The organism is Steroidobacteraceae bacterium, from assembly GCA_041395505.1.
Classification (GTDB): Bacteria; Pseudomonadota; Gammaproteobacteria; order Steroidobacterales; family Steroidobacteraceae; genus JAWLAG01.
This window is the reverse complement of record JAWLAG010000001.1, coordinates 301,976-321,773: the sequence shown is the minus strand read 5'-3', so window position 1 is coordinate 321,773 and position 19,798 is coordinate 301,976. Positions and strand designations below refer to the sequence as shown.

Annotated in this window: 18 protein-coding genes; 8 read left to right on the top strand and 10 right to left on the bottom strand. The window is 64.1% G+C overall.

Annotated elements, in window-relative coordinates; translation table 11 throughout:
• Positions 1-22 precede the first annotated feature (22 nt).
• The 4 genes from R3E77_01450 to R3E77_01435 are packed head-to-tail and all read right to left on the bottom strand — an operon-like array spanning position 23 to position 3,870.
• Positions 23-865 carry an indole-3-glycerol-phosphate synthase gene (locus tag R3E77_01450; GenBank protein MEZ5498073.1) on the bottom strand — a complete coding sequence of 281 codons (843 nt, stop codon included), beginning with the start codon at positions 863-865 and terminating at the stop codon, positions 23-25.
• Positions 858-1,895 (bottom strand): anthranilate phosphoribosyltransferase, encoded by a 1,038-nt coding sequence (gene trpD, locus R3E77_01445; GenBank protein ID MEZ5498072.1) that lies wholly within the window; start codon positions 1,893-1,895, stop codon positions 858-860. The genes R3E77_01450 and trpD overlap by 8 nt, the downstream gene beginning before the upstream one ends.
• The gene (locus tag R3E77_01440) at positions 1,892-2,497 is read right to left on the bottom strand and encodes an aminodeoxychorismate/anthranilate synthase component II (protein ID MEZ5498071.1); all 606 of its coding nucleotides are present in this window, start codon (positions 2,495-2,497) and stop codon (positions 1,892-1,894) included. The genes trpD and R3E77_01440 overlap by 4 nt, the downstream gene beginning before the upstream one ends.
• Positions 2,494-3,870, bottom strand: a complete 1,377-nt coding sequence (locus R3E77_01435) for an anthranilate synthase component I family protein (protein ID MEZ5498070.1) — start codon at positions 3,868-3,870, stop codon at positions 2,494-2,496. The genes R3E77_01440 and R3E77_01435 overlap by 4 nt, the downstream gene beginning before the upstream one ends.
• Positions 3,871-4,216: 346 nt before the next feature.
• Here R3E77_01435 and R3E77_01430 point away from each other — a divergent pair, with 346 nt between their 5' ends.
• From R3E77_01430 to R3E77_01415, 4 genes are read left to right on the top strand one after another with little or no spacing between them, the layout of a single operon-like run.
• Complete coding sequence (locus R3E77_01430) at positions 4,217-6,634, top strand: hypothetical protein (GenBank protein ID MEZ5498069.1); 2,418 nt, start codon at positions 4,217-4,219, stop codon at positions 6,632-6,634.
• A gap of 6 nt (positions 6,635-6,640) precedes the next feature.
• A complete protein-coding gene (locus tag R3E77_01425) occupies positions 6,641-7,024 on the top strand; it encodes a DUF2780 domain-containing protein (GenBank protein MEZ5498068.1) in 384 nt (127 codons plus the stop codon).
• Positions 6,984-8,348 (top strand): TlpA disulfide reductase family protein, encoded by a 1,365-nt coding sequence (locus R3E77_01420; GenBank protein ID MEZ5498067.1) that lies wholly within the window; start codon positions 6,984-6,986, stop codon positions 8,346-8,348. Before R3E77_01425 ends, R3E77_01420 begins: the two co-directional genes overlap by 41 nt.
• A 2-nt stretch (positions 8,349-8,350) precedes the next feature.
• Entirely contained in the window at positions 8,351-8,833 is a 483-nt protein-coding gene (locus R3E77_01415; GenBank protein MEZ5498066.1) for a YajQ family cyclic di-GMP-binding protein, read from the top strand.
• Here R3E77_01415 and R3E77_01410 read toward each other — a convergent pair.
• Genes R3E77_01410 through R3E77_01395 form a run of 4 tightly spaced genes read right to left on the bottom strand, consistent with a single transcriptional unit; the run spans position 8,823 to position 12,133 of the window.
• Complete coding sequence (locus tag R3E77_01410) at positions 8,823-9,716, bottom strand: helical backbone metal receptor (protein MEZ5498065.1); 894 nt, start codon at positions 9,714-9,716, stop codon at positions 8,823-8,825. The genes R3E77_01415 and R3E77_01410 overlap by 11 nt on opposite strands.
• 4 nt (positions 9,717-9,720) lie before the next feature.
• Entirely contained in the window at positions 9,721-9,978 is a 258-nt protein-coding gene (locus R3E77_01405; protein MEZ5498064.1) for a hypothetical protein, read from the bottom strand.
• A gap of 12 nt (positions 9,979-9,990) precedes the next feature.
• Positions 9,991-11,856 carry a ferrous iron transporter B gene (locus R3E77_01400; GenBank protein MEZ5498063.1) on the bottom strand — a complete coding sequence of 622 codons (1,866 nt, stop codon included), beginning with the start codon at positions 11,854-11,856 and terminating at the stop codon, positions 9,991-9,993.
• A gap of 4 nt (positions 11,857-11,860) precedes the next feature.
• Positions 11,861-12,133, bottom strand: coding sequence for a FeoA family protein (locus tag R3E77_01395; GenBank protein ID MEZ5498062.1), 273 nt, complete (start codon positions 12,131-12,133; stop codon positions 11,861-11,863).
• 122 nt (positions 12,134-12,255) lie between these two features.
• On the opposite strand from R3E77_01395, the gene R3E77_01390 reads away from it, so the two are divergent.
• From R3E77_01390 to R3E77_01375, 4 genes are read left to right on the top strand one after another with little or no spacing between them, the layout of a single operon-like run.
• Positions 12,256-12,897: a helix-turn-helix domain-containing protein gene (locus tag R3E77_01390; GenBank protein ID MEZ5498061.1), complete on the top strand. Its 642-nt coding sequence runs from the start codon at positions 12,256-12,258 to the stop codon at positions 12,895-12,897.
• Positions 12,898-12,951: 54 nt separating this feature from the next.
• Positions 12,952-14,310: a TolC family protein gene (locus R3E77_01385; GenBank protein ID MEZ5498060.1), complete on the top strand. Its 1,359-nt coding sequence runs from the start codon at positions 12,952-12,954 to the stop codon at positions 14,308-14,310.
• A gap of 9 nt (positions 14,311-14,319) precedes the next feature.
• Entirely contained in the window at positions 14,320-15,435 is a 1,116-nt protein-coding gene (locus R3E77_01380; GenBank protein MEZ5498059.1) for an efflux RND transporter periplasmic adaptor subunit, read from the top strand.
• Between the two features lie 14 nt (positions 15,436-15,449).
• Positions 15,450-18,524 carry an efflux RND transporter permease subunit gene (locus R3E77_01375; protein ID MEZ5498058.1) on the top strand — a complete coding sequence of 1,025 codons (3,075 nt, stop codon included), beginning with the start codon at positions 15,450-15,452 and terminating at the stop codon, positions 18,522-18,524.
• On the opposite strand, the gene R3E77_01370 is transcribed toward R3E77_01375, so the two are convergent.
• Together R3E77_01370 and R3E77_01365 are read right to left on the bottom strand one after the other, a co-directional pair.
• Positions 18,521-19,192, bottom strand: a complete 672-nt coding sequence (locus R3E77_01370; protein ID MEZ5498057.1) for a nitroreductase family protein — start codon at positions 19,190-19,192, stop codon at positions 18,521-18,523. The genes R3E77_01375 and R3E77_01370 overlap by 4 nt on opposite strands.
• On the bottom strand, positions 19,185-19,784 hold the full coding sequence (locus R3E77_01365) for a uracil-DNA glycosylase family protein (GenBank protein MEZ5498056.1): 600 nt from the start codon (positions 19,782-19,784) through the stop codon (positions 19,185-19,187). Before R3E77_01365 ends, R3E77_01370 begins: the two co-directional genes overlap by 8 nt.
• Between the last annotated feature and the right edge of the window lie 14 nt (positions 19,785-19,798).

Below are 19,798 nucleotides of genomic sequence, written 5' to 3'. Positions count from 1 at the left end.
GATCTTGATCCACATCGGGCGCTCAGCCGCCACGCGCTGCGCGCAGCATGGCCGACGCAGCCTCACCCGGATCTTGGCTCTGCATCAGTGCTGTGCCAACCAGGGCGAGCTGGTAACCGGCTTCGCGCACCGCGGCCGCGTCGGCGGGGTTGTCGATCCCGCTCTCCGCAACGCGCGCACAGCCAGTGGGCAGGAGCGGCGCGAGTTCGAACAGGCGGGACTGCACCACCGCGAGACTCGTGAGATCGCGACAATTGACACCAACCAGGATGTTATCGGCACCGCCGGAGTGGCGATCGATCAAACGCCGCGCCAGGTGCAGATCATCCGCATCGAAAGCCTCGAGCAACGCGAACATGCCGAGGTCGACCGCGCTTGCAAGAAGATCCGCGGTCTCATCGTCATTGGTCATGCGCAAGATCAGCAGAACGCCGCTGGCACCGGCGGCGCGTGCCTCATAGACCTGATAGGGATCGACGATGAAGTCCTTGCGCATGGCGACAGTTGCGCGGCCAGCCAATGCGCGCGTTGCCATTTCCAGATGTCGCATGCTGCCATCGAAACGACTGGGCTCGGTCAACACGGAAATGCAGGCTGCGCCCGCGTTGGCATACGCCTCGACGCGCGCGGAAATCACACCGGCATCAGCCGCCTTGCCCAGTTGTCCTTGCGCCGGAGAACGTAGCTTGAGCTCTGCGATGAGATCAAATCCCGTGCTCGACAGGCGCAGCGCTTGCGGAGGTGGCATCCGCGCGCAGAGCTCGCGCAACTGGCTCATCGATCGCAGCGCGCTCGCGCGCGTGACCCGCTCGCGGCTTGCGCGTGCCATCGATGCCAGAAAGTCCTCGGCGGGTACGTCAGGCATTCGCGGCGAAACCTTCGATGCGAGCCAGGGTAGCGGCGGCGGAACCGTCCGCGATGGCGCGTCGGGCGAGCGCAATGCCGGCGCCGCAGTCGGCGACCCGGCCGGTTATTTCGAGCGCGAGGCCGGCGCCCAGCAACAGGCAGTCGAGATACGGGCCTGGCAGCTCGCCGCGCAGACTGCGACGCAGGACGTCGGCATTGTGTGCCGAGTCTGCGCCCAGCAGCTGTTCGGGTCGGGCAACGTCGAAGCCATAGTCCCTGGCATCGCGCACACTGCTTTCTACGCGACCCGGTGTGACGTCGAATACATGGAACTCACCGACGGTGGTTGGCTCGTCCCAGCCATCGTAGCCGCGTATCACGAAGCTGCGTCGCACATTCATGCCCGAGAGCGTTTCGGCCATGAGGCGGGCGAGTTCGAGATCGTATACGCCGATCAAATGACAGGGCGGCTCGGCGGGATTCGCGAGCGGTCCCAGGATATTGAACACCGTGCGTGTTGCAAGCGCTGCGCGGATGGGCGCGACGCTGCGCATCGCAGGATGATAGAAAGGAGCGAACAGGAAGGTGAAGCCGGTCTCCTGCAGGCAGCGCGCAGCCATTGCGCCGTCCATGGGCATGGGCAGGCCAAGCGCTGCCAGGAGATCGGCGCTACCGGAGCGACTCGAAATCGCGCGATTGCCGTGTTTGACGACGGGCAGACCGCAGGCGGCACTCAGCAATGCCGTGCCTGTCGAGATATTGAGGCTCCTCGAGCCGTCGCCACCGGTACCGACGATGTCGATCATGTCCTCGCTCACCGCAAACGGCGGACGCATCGCAAGTTCGCGCAGCCCACCGGCAAGGCCGCGCAGTTCCGCTGCGGTGACACCCTTGACGCGCAGCGCCCCGAGGATCGCACCCGCCACCGCTGGCGCGAGCCCGGGATCTGTCAGCGTCATGAGCAGCTGCCGAGCCTGCTGTTCGTCGAGATTTCCGCCATCGAACAATCGTTCGATCACGGCGGCGCGCTCTGCCGAGGGAGTGCTCACGACAAGGACTCCTGCGCTTTGCGGGCGTTGGCGTAGCGCAGAAAGTTCGCCAGCAACTGCGGCCCCGCCGGACTCAAAATGCTCTCGGGGTGAAACTGCACGCCAAATATCGCGAATTCGCGGTGCGACACCGCCATGATTTCCCCTTCTGCCGTACGCGCCGTCACTGCAAGGCAATCCGGCATCGAATCGGCCGCGGCAATGAGCGAATGATAACGTCCCAGCTCGACGGGTTGTGGCAGACCGGCGAACAGGTCCCTGCCCTCGTGCTGCACCAGCGATGTCTTGCCGTGCATCAGTCTCGCGGCGCGTACGACCTGGCCGCCAAATACCGAGACGATGCACTGGTGTCCCAGACACACGCCGAGTATGGGGACATCGCCGGCGAACGCCTCGATCATCCTCATGCTGATCCCCGCATCGGCCGGTGTTCCGGGTCCCGGCGAGATACACAAGTGGGTAGGCTGCAGGGCTCGGGCACGATCGGCATCGATGGCATCGTTGCGCTCGACGATCACTTCGGCACCGAGCACCATGAAGGCCTGCACGAGGTTGTAGGTGAACGAATCATAGTTGTCGATCAGCAGGAGGCGTGTCGTCATAGACCCTCCGCACCCAGCGCCAGGGCGCGCGCAGCCGATGCACTCTTGGCCAGCACTTCCTGCCACTCGCCTTCGTCATTGCTGTCGGCCACGATCCCTGCTCCCGCCTGATAGGTGTATTCATCGCCGCGAAACACCAGGGTGCGGATCGCGATCGCCTGGTCCATGTTGCCGTCCGCGCCGAAATAACCCACCGTGCCGCCATAGAGGCCGCGGCGAACCGGTTCCAGCTCATCGATGATCTGCATCGCCCGCACCTTGGGTGCGCCGACGAGTGTGCCGGCCGGAAATGCCGCAGCGAAAAGATCGAAAGCATCCCGGCCATCGGCGAGCCGCCCGGCCACGCCACTCACCATGTGCATCACATGGCTATAGCGCTCGATCGAGCGGAACGGATCGACGATCACGGACCCCGAGTGCGCCACACGCCCCAGGTCGTTGCGGGCGAGGTCGACCAGCATGACGTGCTCGGCGTTCTCCTTGGCATCGGCCAGCAATTCCTTCGCATTGGCTTCATCTTCAGCCGGGTGGGCGCCGCGCGGTCGCGTCCCGGCAATTGGTCGCAACTGCGCCAGACCCTGTTGCAGCCGCACCAGCGCCTCCGGCGATGATCCGACCACGGTCTGCTCATCGAAGCGACAGAAGTACATATAGGGCGACGGATTGATCAGGCGCAGTGCCCGATACACCTCGAAAGGATCGCAGCTGTGCCGTCCCTGGAACTGCACCGACAGGACCAGCTGATAGACATCGCCGCTTGCGATATGGCCGCGCACGCTCGCGAGCCGTTCGCAGAAATCCTCACGTGACAGCGACTGGCTCGGTTCGCTTGCCCCTCGGCCGGGACGCGGCTTCGGGCGGGCGGCCGCCAATGCGCCGGTCAATTCACGGCAAAGCGACTGACGCTCGGCTTCGCTGCCCGAATGCAGGACGTTGATGCCGCGCGTGAGGTGATCGAATACCAGGAGGGTCCGCGGTGCGCTGTAGTGCAACTCGATGCCCGGTGCGTTCGCCGGATTCATTGCCGGCTCCAGCCGTCGGATTACGTCGTAGTTCGAGTAGCCGACCAGTCCGCCGGCCAGTGGCGCGCAAATCCGAGGCGCCCGCGGGTGCGGCACTGCGGCCAGGGCGCGGCGCAGTCCGGCAAGGAGACTCGCGCAGTCGGGCACCGGCAGCGACTCGGCCCCGCAGCGCAGCTCGCCATTTTCGAGCCGTACGTCGAGTTCCTTGCCAAGCCCAATGAACGAGTAGCGACCGACGCGCTCGGCGCCCTCGACGCTCTCCAGCAGAAAAATCGGATCGAAGGCCGCCAGTTTCAGGAAGGCCGATACCGGAGTTTCCAGATCACCTGCTATGTCGAAACTTCTGCGCAAGACCGCACCGTATATAAATGAAAGGCCCGTCCCGGGAGCTAACCGGAGACGGGCCTTTGAGGTTCAGTGAGTACTAGGGTCGAGAATTCAGCGTGAACAGCAATCCGGCACGAGCTCCGTCAGGAGTCACGCCACCACCAGCGTCGGGTCATGATTGCGGTCGCTGCCATAGAATTCAGTATCGCCGGGGCACGCGGCGAGGTCAAGCAAGCCGCCCAGGCCGCCGCCTCGGCGGGACTTCCAGGAAATACAGGCCGTTAGGCGGGACCTACGCCGGCAACCCTCGCCCTTGCACCGCCGGTCCGCTATCGTTCCGCCCTGCCGCTTTGAAAACGGACTTCGAGCCATGATCGATTACGAAAAACTCGGCGCTTTCTACCTTGGCAAGGCCTACGATCCGGCGGCCGGCCGGTTGGCCGAAGAACCCTTGTTGTACGACTCGAAGGACCTGACCACGCATGCGGTCTGCGTCGGCATGACCGGCAGCGGCAAGACCGGCCTGTGCCTGACCATGCTCGAGGAAGCCGCCATCGATGGCATTCCGGCGATTGCGATCGATCCCAAGGGGGATATCGCCAACCTTGCACTGCGGTTTCCGCAGCTGCAACCGCAGGACTTCGAGCCCTGGGTCGATGCCGCCGAAGCGGCCCGCAAGAACGTCAGCGTTGCGCAACTCGCCGCTGCGACTGCGACGAAGTGGCGCGAGGGGCTTGCCGAATGGCAGCAGGAGCCGGCAAGGATAGAACGCTTCCGCGCCGCGGCTGCGGTCGATATCTATACGCCCGGCGCGACCACCGGACTGGCGCTGTCGGTGCTGCGCTCCTTCGCGCCACCGCCGGATCTCGCCAACATGGATCCCGCAGCGCTTCGCGAGCGCATCAATGGCGTGACCGCGGGTCTGCTCGGCCTGATCGGTCGCGACGCGGATCCTTTGCAGAGTCGCGACCATATCCTGATCGCAAACATCATCGATGCCGGCTGGCGCGATGGCCAGACGCTCGACATGCCGAGCCTGATCAACCGCATCCAGAAACCGCCATTCGACAAGGTGGGTGCCTTCGACCTCGAAACCTTCTACCCCGCCAGCGAGCGCACGCAGCTTGCGATGTCGATCAACAACCTGCTTGCCTCCCCCGGCTTCAGCGCGTGGATGCAGGGCGCGGCGCTCGATGTGCAACAGCTTTTGTTCGGCATGGACGGCAAGCCGCGCATCGCGGTCATCTCCATTGCGCATCTCGGCGATGCGGAACGGATGTTCGTCGTCACGCTGATATTGAACGAATTGATCGCCTGGATGCGCCGACAATCGGGTACTGGCGCGCTGCGCGCATTGCTGTACATGGACGAGATCTTCGGTTTCTTCCCGCCGAGCGCGAACCCGCCGTCCAAAGTGCCCATGTTGACGCTGCTGAAGCAGGCGCGCGCCTTCGGCGTTGGCTGCATTCTCGCGACCCAGAATCCGGTGGACCTCGACTACAAGGGCCTTTCCAACTGCGGCACGTGGTTCATAGGGCGGCTGCAGACCGAGCGCGACAAACAACGGGTCGTCGAAGGTCTGCAAAGCGCGCTCGCCGGCAGCAGCGAATTCGACAAGGGCCAGATCGACTCGCTTATCTCCCAGCTCGAACAGCGGGTGTTCTTCATGCGCAACGTGCACGATGACGCGCCATTGCTGTTCAAGAGCCGCTGGGCCCTGTCCTACCTGCGCGGCCCGCTCACGGGCGCGGAGATCACGCGCGTGATGCAGGGTCAACGCGCCGTGGAGCCGGCTGCGGCGGCGAACATCGCCGCACCGCTCGCGACGGCCGTCGCAGCGACGGGCACCGCTGCGCGCCCCAATGTGCCTGCAGGCGTGAAGGAGTATTTCCTGGGTGCATTGCCGGGCGATGGCGCCATCGTCTACAGGCCCATGTTGCTTGGCCGCGCCAAACTGCATTTCGTCGATTCGAAACGCAGCGTGGACCAGTGGTCGACGCTGCAGATCGCGGCGCCACTGAACGATGACGGGAGCGACGCGTTGTGGGATGAGGCCGCGAACATCGACCCGGCCCTCGGCGATGCACCGACGACCGGCGCGACCTTCGCCGATCTTCCAGCCGCGGCGCTTCGCAGCAAGTCCTACGATCAGTACGGCAAATCCCTCGCCGCGAATCTCTATGAGAAGCGCCGCGCGATTGTCTTCGGTTGCCGCGAACTCGGCCAGCATTCCAATCCGGATGAGACCGAAAGCGATTTTCGGGCACGGCTTGCCCACACGGCACGCGAGCAGCGCGATGCGGCGGTCGCGGAGCTGCGCAAGAAATATGCCGATCGCGCGAGCAAGTTGCAGGACAGCCTGCGCCGCGCCGAGGACAAGGTCGAAGTGCAAAAATCCCAGGTGACGCAGCAGAAGATGCAGACTGCCCTGTCGGTTGGGGCCGGCATCCTCGGCGCGTTGCTCGGCAGAAGACGCGTTACCGCAGGCAACATCGGCCGGGTGGTGACTGCCGCGCGTTCGGCATCGCGCATCGGCCGCGAAAAGGACGACGTCACACGGGCCAGTGAAAGCGCCGAGGTCCTGCGCTCGCGGCTTGCGGACCTCGAGCGCGAGTGCGCGGCCGAGATCGACCGCCTGGGCGCTGACCTCGATGCCAGTACCATCGCGCTCGAGCGCACGGAGCTTGCGCCGCGCAAATCCGATATTGCAATCGGCGAGATTGCGCTATTGTGGATGCCGTTCCGCAAGGGGTCCGATGGATTCCCGGCTCCGGCCTATCAGAGGTAGTCAGCCATGAAAGATCTTGTAGCCGCGCTGGTCGAGAAGCTCGGCGTCGACGAGCGGCAGGCCTCGGGCGGCGCCGCGGTACTGTTTCGGGCCGCGCGCGACAAACTCGGCGCGGAGCAATTCGATTCGATGTTTGACCGTGTGCCGGGCGTGGCCGATCTGATTGGCAAGGCGCCCGCCACGGGCGGAGTCGGCAAGCTATTCGGCGGCATGATGTCCGCCGTAGGCGGCAGCAACACGGCAATCATCGCGAGTGTGCTCGCCGGATTCACCAAGCTCGGCCTGAGCCAGAACGATGCCCAGAAATTCGTACCCGTGATACTGGATTTCCTTCGCGGACAAATCGGCAATGACGCCACGGACAAGCTCGAGAAAACGCTGCGCAGTTGAACTGTTTGCCGCGCTTTGCATCGCAATCGCTGCCTCTGCGCTACCGGGCTGCGGCCAGCGCGAGCCGGTATCCGCGGGCGAGCCGGCTCCAGCGGATGGCGGTCCGGCATTGCCGATGACCGAACCGGTGCTGCTCGGGCACTACCGCGCGACGCTGAAACTCCCGGGCGGCGAGACCCCTTTTGGCCTCGACATTGCCCGGGAGGACGGCAACTACGTCGCCTATCTGCAGAACGGCGATGAGCGCGTCCGGGTGCCGGAGATAACCGTGGCCGATGGCGGGCTCAGCATGGTGATGCCGGGGTTCGTCAACAGTATAGTCGCCAAGGTCGACGGCCCCGAGTTGCGCGGCAAGCTCACCCTGGTCAAGCGCGACGGCAAGAACCAGGTCATCGACTTCCGTGCCCGCCATGGTCTGAAGTTTCGCTTCGTCGAAGAGCCCCTCACGGACAACGCCGACCTGACCGGGCGCTGGGCCGTCACCTTCACCGACAGTGACGGCAATTCCTATCCTGCGGTTGGCGAGTTCCGGCAGTCGCATCATGAACTCAGCGGCACATTCCTCACGCCCACCGGCGATTTCCGCTACCTCGCCGGTGATGTGCTCGACAACGAGTTCTTTCTCTCGACTTTCGACGGCGCACATGCCTACCTGCTGCGCGGCCGCATCGGTCCGGATGGATTGATGCAAGGCAAGTACTGGTCTGGTCTTGCCAGCGAGGAGATATTTCTCGGACGGCGCGACGATGCGGCTGCGATCGAAGACGGCGAGAGCAGCACCAGGCTGCGCAGCGACAGCGAAGCCTTTGGTTTCGAATTCCCCGATCTCGAGGGCAACCGGGTCAACCTGCGCGACCCTCGTTTCGCCGGCAAGGTCGTGGTAGTAACGCTCGCCGGCAGCTGGTGCCCCAACTGTCACGATGAGGCTGCGTTCTTGGCGCCGTATTACCTCAGAAACCGCGACCGCGGCTTCGAGGCAATCGCACTGATGTTCGAGAACGCCAGCAATTTCAGCGAGGCCGTGGTTGCCATCCAGCGCTTCCGCGAGCGCCACGACATTCGCTATACGACGCTGGTTGCCGGCTCTTCCGACAAGAAGCTGGCCACCGGGCAGATGCCGCAGCTGGATGCCGTCCGGGCATTTCCCACCACCATCTTCATTGATCGCAATGGCAAGGTGCGCCGCATCCACACTGGATTCGATGGTCCTGCAACCGGCGCGCATTACGATGAGCTCATCGAGAGCTTCGACGCCACGGTTGAACAATTACTCAACGAAGCAGCCGCCACAAGCGAGGTGGCGACCAGCGCAGCGGAGCCTTGAGCGTGCCATCTTTCGATGTCGTATCGCAGATCGACCGCCACGAGTTGACCAACGCGGTCGATCAAGCCAATCGGGAACTATCGCAGCGCTTCGATTTCAAGGACAGCGGCGCGAAATATGTTCTCGATGAATTTGCCGTCACCCTGACTGCGAAGGTCGAATTCCAGTTGCAGCAGATGCTGGATATCCTGAAGCCACGGCTGGCGAAACGCGGTATCGACGTCGCCTGCCTCGAGGTGGGCGAGCCGCAGGCCAACCTGGCCGAGGCGCGACAGACCGTCAACCTGCGCCACGGCATCGACCAGGAAACGGGCAAGAAGATCAGCCGCCTCATCAAGGAGGCCAGGCTCAAGGTGCAGGCCGGCATCCAGGGCGAGAAGGTCCGGGTCACCGGCAAGAAGCGCGACGACCTGCAGGCCGCAATCGCTCTGCTGCGCCGCGGTGAATTCGACCGCCCGCTGCAGTACGAGAACTTCAGGGACTGAGCGGCGGCGCCACAAGGGCAGAGAGCCGCTGACACAATGCCGCCGTGGCATTCACGGCGCTCGGCGCGAGCTTTCCAAAGCGCTGATCCTCGAAACCAACCAGGCGCGCATGTGCAACGGCGTCCAGGTCGGGAAAACGACGCCAGGAGGAGAGCCATCCTTCGGCGGACCCCTGTGGTGCGGCGGCGACGATGATCTGCGGATTGCGCGCGATCACGGCTTCGACGCTGACCAGTGGCGCACTTTGAGCCAGATCGGAGAATATGTTGTCCGCGCCGCAGAGACTGAGCGCATCGCTCATGAAATGCCTGCCGCCGACGGTGTATAGCGGCTGATCCCAGATCTGGATGAACACCTTCATCCGTTCGGCATGCGCGTAACGTGCTCGCAGAGCTGCGATTTCGCGACGGAGAACGGCCGCGCGCCGGCGAGCCGGCTTTGCCGAATCCGCCAGCGCCCCGAGCCGCAGCAACGAATCCGGGAGCTCCGCGAGCCTGGCCGCCTGCTGCTGATAAATGGGCAACGCGAGCCGGCGCAGTTTGTCGATTTCTCCTGCCGGATTGCCCTGGGGCCAGGCGACGACGACATCCGGCGTCAGCGCGATGATGCGCTCCACATCGAGCGCCTGGCTGTCGCCGATACGCGCGATGTTGCGCGCCGCGGCGGGCGTGTCGGAATACTCCGCCGTGCCTACGATATTCACGCCGGCACCTGCGGCAAAGAGCATTTCGGTGGCTCCCGGCGCGAGACTGACAATGCGCAATGGTCGATCGGGACGGTCGAGTCGTTGCCCCAGGTCGTCGGTGACGATGCGCCCGCCGGAAGCAGCAGCGGCAACGGCCTGCCCCATCAGCAGCAGAAGGCACAGGAACCTGTCCGCCATGGCGTCAATGTTCCTGGCGTTTGTTCTGTACCGGCGCCGGGCCCGCGGCGGGACAATCGTCGCAGCCAGCCGCACTCGCGCCTGCGAGCTTGTCCGCGGCGGGTTTGATGACTCGGCGGCGCAGGGCTTGTGCGGCCGCGGATTGCCCGGCATGCCTGTCGGCGCTTCGCAGCAACCGCAGCTTCGCGCGTCGCGACAGGAGCGCACGCAATACATAAAGTGTGGCCAGAACGACCAGCACCGCAACAATGAGACGTTGCAACAACATGATTCCTCAGCCCAGGCTCAGCGTCAGCCGATAGGTTATGAAGGCTGCGATCCACGCCATGGCAAACAGGTAGGCCGCCATGATCAAAGGATAGCGCCAGGTGTTGGTTTCGCGGCGTACGACGGCAAGCGTCGACAGGCACTGCGGGGCGAAGACGAACCAGGCGAGCAGGGACAGCGCCGTTGCGAGCGGCCAGCTGCCCGAGATACTGCCGCCGAGCGCCGCGGCAACGCTCTCGTCGGAACCCGACATGGCATAGACCGTTCCGAGTGCCCCGACAGTGACCTCGCGCGCCGCGAGGCCCGGCACCAGTGCGAGCGAGATCTGCCAGTTGAAGCCGATGGGCGCGAGCACGACTTCGAGCGCTCTGCCCAACATGCCGGCAAAGCTGTACTTGATCGCCGGTCCGCTCGCGCCGGCAGGCGGTGCCGGATAGGTCGACAGGAACCATAGTATGATCATCAACGACAGGATGATGCCGCCAACCCGGCGCAGAAAGATCCGGGCGCGTTCGATCAGCCCGAGTACCAGGCCCTGCAGGTTGGGCCACTGGTAACTCGGCAGCTCCATCATGAGCGGGCTGTAGAAGTTGCGATTCATGGTTTTCTTAAGCACGAGCGCCACCAGCATCGCACCAGCGACCCCGAAGAGATAGAGCGCGAACAACACCAGTCCCTGCAGATTCAGCAGCCCGACACGCTGGTGCGGAATGAATGCGCCGATCAGCAATGCGTACACGGGCAGGCGCGCGGAACAGGTCATCAGCGGCGCGATCATGATGGTCGCCAGTCGATCGCGCATCGTTGGTATGGTGCGGGTCGCCATGATGCCCGGAATGGCGCAGGCGAAGGACGACAGGAGCGGAATGAAGGCTCGTCCGGTGAGACCGACGGAACTCATCACCCGATCGAGCAGGAAAGCTGCCCGCGGCAGGTAACCACAGTCTTCGAGCACGAGAATGAAAAGGAACAGGATCAGGATCTGCGGCAGGAATATGATTACCTCACCGACGCCTGCGATGATGCCGTCGACGAGCAAACTGTGCAGCAGACCTGGCGCCAGCAAACCGTCGACGCGATCGCTCAGCCATCCGACCGCCGTGTCGATCAACGCCATCGGCCAGGCGGCCCAGCTGAACACCGCCTGGAACATCAGGAACAGCACGACGCCGAGCACCAGCATGCCCCAGATCGGGTGCATTACGACGGCGTCCGCGGCAGCGGCAAAGCGCTGTCGCAGGGGCGGACGGTAGCCACTTGCGGCGAGTATGCGAGCCACTTCCGCGTGGGTTGCGCTCAACGTCGCAGCGTCCGGCGATACCCACTCGAGACTCGCAGGATCTGCCTCCGGTGAGGCCCACGCAGTCAACGCGGCGATAAGGTCGTCGGCGCCGCCACGGCGAGTGGCGACGGTCGCGAAAACCGGCAAGTTCAGTTGCGCCTGCAGGCGCCCGCGGTCGAGCTGGTAGTGGCGCGCCTCGGCGACGTCGATGCGGTTCAGCGCGACAACCAAGGGAATCCTGAGATTGCGCATCTCGAGGAGCAGTCGCATGCCCAGCGCAAGATTGGTTGCATCGAGCACGCAGACGATGAGGTCCGGCCGCGGCTCGTTGGCATGGCGTCCCAAAATGACATCGCGCGCGATGGCCTCATCGAGTGTCGCGGCGTTCAGGCTGTAGGTTCCGGGCAGGTCGAGAATGCGCACGACGCGACCAGTGTCGCCCTGCAGCCGGCCTTCCTTGCGCTCGACCGTCACGCCCGGATAGTTGGCAACCTTCTGCCGCCCGCCGGTCAGTCGATTGAACAAGGCCGTCTTGCCGCAGTTGGGTACGCCTACGAGTGCAACGCGCAACGCTTTTACCTGAGCGTCCATGGCGTCACTGCGCCTGCGGTTGCGTCGAGGTGAGCACGAGCTGCGCTTCGCGCCGGCGCAGGGCGAATAGCGTCGCGCCGACACGCACGGCGATGGGGTCACCGCCCGGCTTCATGATGGAGATCACTTCGAGCGCAGCGCCCGGCACGAAGCCGAGCTCTCCGAGGCGGCGGGCAATCTGCCGGTATTCGGAATCGCCGCTGTCCGGTTCGAGTACGTCGTGCACGAGGGCTGTTTCGCCCACGGTGAGTTCATCGAGTGCGCGTGTTTGAGTCATAGGTTAAATAATAATCATTCTCATCTATAACGGCGCTTGTCGCTGCGATTTGTACCTTCTTTTTGAAACTAGACAAATGTATAAACTTTGACACAGTGTCAATGAGAGCATAGGATGGTCGCATGAACGACCTGGCCGATCGCCGCGAGGAGGAAAAAGAGCGCCGCCGCAGGGAAATACTCGAAGCGGCCGAGCGCATCGCTGGCGAGTCGGGCTTTGCGGCTCTCACCATGGAGCGGGTCGCGGCCGGTGCGCGTTTGTCGCGCGCCCTGCTCTATGTCTATTTCAAGGACCGGAACGACCTGATGTCCGCGCTCGCGGAAAAGGCACTGTTGTCGCTGCACCGGCGTTTCGCCGCGGCCGTGCGGGCGGGCGGCACGGGCTACGCGCAGGTCATGGCCTGCGGCCGCGCCTATGTCGCGTTCTGGCGTGAACAGCGTGTCGAGTTCGATGCGCTGGCGCATTTCGAGGCGCAACAATGCGCCGAGCCGCAGGACAACGCGCTTGCCTGTTTCGCGGCCGGCGATCGCGTGCAGGCGGAGCTGGTGTCCGCCATCAACGCCGGCATGGCCGATGGCTCCTTGCGCTCCGACCTGCCTGATGCCGGCCTCGTCGCAACCAATCTGTGGGGATTCCTGCACGGCAACATCGTGCTCGCAACGAACAAGGCGGCCGTACTTGCCCACCATGGATTCAGCGGCGAGCAGGTACTCGATGCCGCAATCGAACTGGCCGGCCGCAGCATAGCGGCACGGCCTGTGTGACCCGCCATGCCGAGGTACTGTCACGCGCTATCCTGGCTTGTCGCCCTGTTGCTCATGTTCGCATCGCGTCTTGCCGTCGCCGAGCCACGCGACATCCGCCAGGTCGTCGACGACTACGTCGCCATCGGGCTGGCCTCGAACCTGGCATTGCGGTCAGCCGACGTCGAACTCGAGCGCAGCATCGCCGTACTCGATGCGGCGCGGGCACGTTACTGGCCGGAACTTGCGCTGGAGGCGCGCTACTCCCGCGCCGAGGGCGGCCGGCAGATCAACTTCCCGCTCGGCCAGTTGTTGAACCCCGTCTACGCCACGCTCAACGATCTGCTGACCCAGCAGGGACAGCCAGCACCATTTGCGCCGGTCAGCGACCAGTCATTTGGTTTCCTGCGCGAGCGCGAGCAGGACACGCGTGTCACCCTGCGCCAGCCGCTGTTCGCACCCGCGCTGCGTGCCAACCTGCGCGCAGGCCGCGCGGGCGTCGCATCCGCCCGCGCCGCCAGGCAGGCGCTCGCCTACCGGCTCACGCGGGATATCACCGTCGCTTACACGGACTGGCTGCGCGCGGGCGAAGCGGCGGCGATCGTCGCCGCCTCGCGGGAGCTCCTGCAGGAGAACCTGCGCGTCAACGAATCGCTGCACGCCAATGGCAAGACCACGCGCGATCGGGTCCTGCGCGCCAGGGCGGAAGTCCTGGCGGTCGAGCAGCAATTGCGCGAAGCGCGTAATCGCAAGCAGCAGGCGCGCAGCTACGTCAACTTCCTCCTCAACCGTTCGCTCGACACCGAGCTCGAGGCCGCCGGCATCGACGCGAGCCTGCAGCGCGTGCACCAGGATCTCGGCGTTTTGCGGGAGCTGGCACTGCAGCGGCGGCCCGAATTGACGGAGCTCGACAAGCGCAGGGCCGCCGCCGCCGAGGCCGTGACGGCAGCGCGTGCCGCACGCTGGCCCACGCTGTCGCTTGGCATCGACGCGGGCACCCAGGGCGAACGATACGAGTTCGGCAGCGGCAGGAATTTCGCGATTGCCTCGCTCCTGCTCAATTGGTCGTTGTTCGATGGTGGCGCACGCCGCGCGGCCGTCACGCAGGCACGCGCAGTCGAGCGCAGGGCGGCGCTTGCGCGCAGCGAACTCGAACAAAGCATTGCACTCGAGGTGCAGCAGGCTGTCGATGAACTGCGCACCGCCTACGATTCGCTGCAAACCGCCGAGGCTCGCGTCGACGCTGCCGAAGCTGCGTTCGTCATCGCGAGCCGAAAGCGCGACGAAGGCGTCTCGAGCCTCGTTGAGTTCATCGATGCTCGCAATGCCCTGACCGGCGCGCAGCTCAACCGCGCGGCGACACGTTTCGATGTAATCGCCCGCCAGGCCGATCTCGACTATGCCACTGCGGATGCCGGGCAGGGCACGCCCTAGGGACTCCACATGATGAAGCCAACTTTCCCGCTTGCTTCGACCTCGATTGCAGCGACGCTCGCTGCAGCTTCGATCCTGGTGCTGTCCGGCTGCGGCTCGGGCACCGCCAATGCGCCGGCTGAGGCAACGCGCGTTCGCAGCGCCAAGGCCTACCTCGGACCAGCGGCCCCGCCCATCGAGAGCAATGGTGCGATCGTCAATCGCGACGAAATGAAGCTGTCGTTCAAGGTCGCCGGGATACTGAGCCGTTTCGAGTACGACGAGGGGGCCTCGGTGCGCAAGGGAGCGCCACTTGCGCAGATTGAGCTGACGGAAATCAACGCCCAGGTCACCCAGGCACGTGCGCTCGCTGACAAGGCGGCGCGCGACCTCGCGCGCGGCGAACGCCTGTATGCCGACCAGGTCATTGCACTCGATCAGCTCGAAGCGCTGCGTACCCAGCAGACTGTTGCACGTGCGCAGTTGAAGGCCGCGCAATTCAACCGCGGCTACGCCGTCATTACCGCGCCCGATGACGGCATCGTACTTCGCAAACTCATCGAGGAGCGTGAACTCGTCCAGCCAGGCGCGCCGGTGCTGCTGTTCGGAGCGCGCACGCGCGGTTACGTGGTCAAGGCAGCGCTCGCGGACCGCGACGTCCTGCAGCTGAAGATCGGCGACCCGGCCGAAGTGCGTATCGACGCCTATCACGACCGGGCTCTGCCGGGCACGGTGAGCGAGATCGCGGGCGCCGCGGACCCTGCGAGCGGCCTGTTCAACGTCGAGGTCACCGTGGATGCGGCGCCGGTACGACTCGCGAGCGGCCTGGTGGCGACATTGCGGATCTATCCGGCGACTTCGCGGGAGCGCCAGCTGGTCTATGTCCCGATCGCGGCGGTGGTCGAAGGTGTCGGGCGGCGTGCCAGCGTATTCGTAGTCGATGGCGATCATGCCCGTCGCAAGGATGTCGATGTCGGGTTCTTCACAAACGACGCCGTGGCGCTGCGCGACGGCCTTCCGGCGAACACAGCGGTCGTCACCGAAGGGGCGCTGTTCCTGGACGATGGCGAGAAAATCGAGATCGTCGACGTAGTCGCACCGGCCCAGAGCGAAGCGCAAATTCCCCTGTCCGGCGAACGCAGCTGACAACCGGAGCCAGCATGGGCATGCTCGATTTTCCGGTCCGCCGCTACCAGTTCACGCTGGTCGCATTCCTCTGCCTGGTCGCGGTCGGCGTATTCGCTTTTCGCAGCATCGCGCGCGAAGAGGATCCCTCCTTCAAGCTGCCGCTGTTTTTCATTACGACGATCTACCAGGGCGCCGATCCGCAGGACCTCGAGCGGCTGGTTGCCAAACCCATCGAGGATCGCATCGCCGAACTCGACAATGTCCGGCGGCTCGAGACGACCATCACCGACGGCGTCGCATTCACCGCAGTCGAGTTCAAGGCCGGGAGCGATCACGACGAGATCTACAACGACGTCACCCGCGAGATCAATGCGCTGCGACCGGATCTGCCGCAGGAAATCCAATTACTCGAGATTCGCAAGGTCGGACCCAGCCTGGTCAATACGGTGCAGTTTGCGCTCGTCTCGCAGGACGCGCCGTACAACGAACTCGAGCACTATGCGCGTACCCTCAAGGACGCGCTAAAGCAGGTCGATGGCATACGCACGGCCGAGAGCTGGGCGATCCCGCGTCGCGAGCTCAGGATCGAGCTCGATGTCGAGCGAATGAAGGAGCTGCGCGTAACGGCCGCGGATGTCGCACGCGCCGTCGAGAGCGAGAATGCCAATATTCCCGGCGGCTTCGTCGATCTCGGTCCGCGCAGCTTCAGTCTCAAGACATCGGGCAGCTACACCTCGGCAAGCGAGGTCGCAGACACCGTGGTTGCTTCGCGCAAGGGCCAGTTGATTCGCATCGCCGACGTGGCCACAGTGCGCTGGGACAACGAGCCGCATCGCTATATCGGGCGATTCAATGGCCATCGCGCGGTATTCGTAACCGCGAACCAGAAGGACAACACGAACATTCTGGACGTGCGCGAACGCCTGCGTGTGGCGCTCGATTCCTACCAGAAGACGCTCCCGAAGCGAATCAGCCTGCAACAGGGCTTCGATCAGGCGCGCAATGTGACCCACCGGCTCGACCGCCTGTACACCGACTTTTCCATTGCGATCGCGCTCGTGCTGCTGACGCTGCTGCCACTCGGACTGCGTGCCGCCGGAATCGTCATGTTCTCCATTCCGCTCTCGCTCGCCTTCGGCGTTGCAGCACTCTATTTCATGAATTATTCATTGAACCAGCTGTCCATCGCCGGTTTCGTCGTCGCCCTCGGTCTGCTGGTCGATGATTCCATCGTCGTGGTCGAGAACATTGCCCGGCATTTGCGCGCTGGCGGCTCGCGGATCGAAGCCGCACTGGCGGGTACGCGGCAGATTTTCGTTGCAATACTCGGTTGCACCGCGACCTTGATATTCGCGTTCATTCCATTAATGGCCCTGCCTGGTAACGCCGGCACGTTCATACGGGTGCTACCGACCACGGTCATCGCAACCATAGTCGGTTCGCTCCTGATCTCGCTGTTGATCATTCCATTCCTGGCGAGTCGCGTTCTTGCCGCGCACGAAGATGCCAAGGGCAATGCGCTCCTGCAACGGGTCATGAACGTGATTCATCGATACTATCGGCCCGCCCTGCACTACTGCCTGGCGCGCCCCAGGGCAACCGTCGCCGTCGCCATCGGCGGATCGTTGCTGCTGTCGGCCCTGCTGGTGCCGGTACTCGGCTCCAGCCTGTTCCCGAAAGCCGATACGCCGCAATTCCAGATCGAAGTGACGACGCCGAATGGCTCGAGCCTTGCGGAGACCGACGCCGCCGTGCGCTTCGTGGAGAGCCGTCTGAAAAACCTGCCGGGTGTACGCAGCTGGTTCGCCAACATCGGTCACGGCAATCCGCAGATCTACTACAACCATATCGTTCGCAACGACTCTGCAAACTATGGCGAATTCTTCGTACAGCTCGAGGAATACGACACGCGTCGAACACCGCAGCAACTCGATGAGTTGCGCGAGCAGCTCGACGAATATCCAGGGGCGCGCATCAAGGTCAAGGAGTTCGTCAACGGTCCGCCGATAACCGCACCGATAGCCGTGCGCGTGGTCGGTGACGATCTCGACACGATCGAGACCTTGGCCGGCCAGGTCGAGGCATTGCTCAAGGGCACAGCGGGGACGCGCGACGTCAAGAATCCGCTGCGATCGCCGCGCACCAACCTGCGTCTCGATGTCGACCGCGACAAGGCCAACCGGCTCGGCGTCGCGACTGTCGAGTTCGACCGCGCGGTGCGTCTCGCTGTCGGCGGCATACCGGCGGGGACATTCAAGGATGCCGATGGCGAGCAGTATCCGATCATGCTGCGCACGCCCGTCGGCGAGCGCGCCGACCTGACAGTACTGAATGACGTGCTCATTCCAAGCGCGAGCGGTGAGCTGCTACCGCTCGCGCAATTGGCGACCCTGAAATTCGAGAAGGCGCCGATCACGATCCAGCACTATGCCCGCCAGCGCTCGGTGACGATCGACTCCGAGGTCGCCAAGGGCTTCAACACTGCCAAGGTGACCGCCGAGGTGGTGCGAAAACTCGACAGCATGCGGTGGCCTCGCGGCTACAGCTATGTCCTGGGTGGCGAGTCGGAGGCCGGCGATGAGGCATTCGGCGGCATAGGCACTGCGATCATCGTCGCGATCTTCGGCATTTTCGCGATTCTGGTACTCGAATTCGGCAGCTTCAAGTCGACGCTGATCGTGCTCACCGTTGTGCCACTCGGCATCTTCGGTGGGCTGTTGATGTTGCTGCTCACGGGCAATTCGATCTCTTTCACGGCCACCATCGGGTTCATCGCGCTGATCGGCATCGAGATCAAGAATTCGATACTGCTGGTCGATTTCACCAATCAGCTGCGCGAGCGAGGTGTCGCACTCGATGATGCCATCGAGCAGGCGGGCGAGATCCGATTCCTGCCCATCCTGCTGACCTCTGCCACGGCGATCGGTGGCCTGATGGTGCTGGCCGTACAGAACATCGGTCTGTATTCACCCATGGCCTGGGTGATCATCGGCGGCCTGCTGTCCTCGACCCTGCTGGCCCGACTCGTCACTCCGGTCGTTTACAAGCTGATTCCCCCCGCCATCGTTCCCGGGCGTGGGGAAGCTGCGGACACTCCAGCGCTCTAGCGAAACTGCGCTATGGTGTCGAAGGGTAGTCGTTCGATACGCGGCACGCGGCAGTCCGCCGCGGGATAGCCCGCCACCAGCAGCAGGAAGGGTCGTTCCCTGTCCTTGGGTCGATCGAGAATTTCGTTGAGGAATTTCATCGGGCTAGGCGTATGGGTCAGTGTCGCGAGGCCGGCATGATGCAGGGCAGCGATGAGTATGCCCGTCGCGAGGCCGACGGACTCGTCCGGATAGTAGCGCTTCGCGCGTCGCCCCTCCGCATCGAGGCCGATACGCTCGATGAAAACCGCGATCAGCCACGGCGCCACTTCGAGGAAGGGTTTGTCTGCATCGGTGCCAAGCGGTGCAAGCGCATCGAGCCACTCCTGTGGCGCGCGATGCTGGTAGAACTCTCGCTCCTCGGCTTCAGCAGCCGCGCGAATCCGCCGCTTGATATCGCCATCAGCGACCGCGACGAAGCGCCAGGGTTGCTGATTGGCGCCGCTCGGCGCAGTTGCAGCGGCACGCAGGCACGAAGCGATGACTTCCCGCGGCACGGACCGATCCGAGAATTCGCGCACGGTACGGCGCAACGACATTTCATCGGCAAAATCGCGTGCCCGCGCAAGCGTCTGCTCGAGGGAGAGATGGCGCTGGTCCGGAAGCGGCTGGGTCGGATGGTCAGTCATGCAGGATCTCCTGGACGCGTTGCCGCAACTGCGGTACGACGTCGGTTTCGAACCAGGCATTGATTTTCAGCCAGCGGCGATTGCGCGGCGAGGGATGAGGCAGCGGCGCGAACTGCGGCTGGTAGTCGCGCCAACGCCGGACGGTTTCACCGAGCGTGGATGCCCGCCGCTCCTGCAGGTAATACCGCTGCGCGAAGCTGCCGACGAGCAACGCGAGGCGCAGGTTCGGCAAGTGACGCATCAACGGTCCGTGCCAGAGCGGCGCGCACTCGGGACGCGGCGGCAGGTCGCCGGAGCGGCCCTTGCCGGGATAACAAAACCCCATCGGTATGATGGCGATCCGCGACTCGTCGTAGAACACTTCGCGATCGAGCGCCAACCACTCGCGCAACCGATCGCCACTGGGATCGTTCCACGGAATGCCCGTCGTGTGCACGCGTGTGCCCGGAGCCTGACCGACGATGAGCAGACGCGCGCCGCTGGCTGCCCGTAATACGGGCCTGGGGCCCAACGGCAGATGTTGCGCGCAGGCGGTACAGGCGCGAATGCGATGCAACAGATCGGTGAGACCGGGTTCGATTCCTGTCGGCATTCATTTATTCTACT

What these genes read in the sequence shown, in the direction of transcription:
- R3E77_01450 (MEZ5498073.1), bottom strand. Translation starts at nt 865, where the DNA reads ATGCCTGACGTACCCGCCGAGGACTTTCTGGCATCGATGGCACGCGCA.
- R3E77_01440 (MEZ5498071.1), bottom strand. Translation starts at nt 2,497, where the DNA reads ATGACGACACGCCTCCTGCTGATCGACAACTATGATTCGTTCACCTAC.
- R3E77_01430 (MEZ5498069.1), top strand. Translation starts at nt 4,217, where the DNA reads ATGATCGATTACGAAAAACTCGGCGCTTTCTACCTTGGCAAGGCCTAC.
- R3E77_01425 (MEZ5498068.1), top strand. Translation starts at nt 6,641, where the DNA reads ATGAAAGATCTTGTAGCCGCGCTGGTCGAGAAGCTCGGCGTCGACGAG.
- R3E77_01420 (MEZ5498067.1), top strand. Translation starts at nt 6,984, where the DNA reads ATGACGCCACGGACAAGCTCGAGAAAACGCTGCGCAGTTGAACTGTTT.
- R3E77_01410 (MEZ5498065.1), bottom strand. Translation starts at nt 9,716, where the DNA reads ATGGCGGACAGGTTCCTGTGCCTTCTGCTGCTGATGGGGCAGGCCGTT.
- R3E77_01400 (MEZ5498063.1), bottom strand. Translation starts at nt 11,856, where the DNA reads ATGGACGCTCAGGTAAAAGCGTTGCGCGTTGCACTCGTAGGCGTACCC.
- R3E77_01395 (MEZ5498062.1), bottom strand. Translation starts at nt 12,133, where the DNA reads ATGACTCAAACACGCGCACTCGATGAACTCACCGTGGGCGAAACAGCC.
- R3E77_01390 (MEZ5498061.1), top strand. Translation starts at nt 12,256, where the DNA reads ATGAACGACCTGGCCGATCGCCGCGAGGAGGAAAAAGAGCGCCGCCGC.
- R3E77_01385 (MEZ5498060.1), top strand. Translation starts at nt 12,952, where the DNA reads ATGTTCGCATCGCGTCTTGCCGTCGCCGAGCCACGCGACATCCGCCAG.
- R3E77_01380 (MEZ5498059.1), top strand. Translation starts at nt 14,320, where the DNA reads ATGATGAAGCCAACTTTCCCGCTTGCTTCGACCTCGATTGCAGCGACG.
- R3E77_01375 (MEZ5498058.1), top strand. Translation starts at nt 15,450, where the DNA reads ATGGGCATGCTCGATTTTCCGGTCCGCCGCTACCAGTTCACGCTGGTC.
- R3E77_01370 (MEZ5498057.1), bottom strand. Translation starts at nt 19,192, where the DNA reads ATGACTGACCATCCGACCCAGCCGCTTCCGGACCAGCGCCATCTCTCC.
- R3E77_01365 (MEZ5498056.1), bottom strand. Translation starts at nt 19,784, where the DNA reads ATGCCGACAGGAATCGAACCCGGTCTCACCGATCTGTTGCATCGCATT.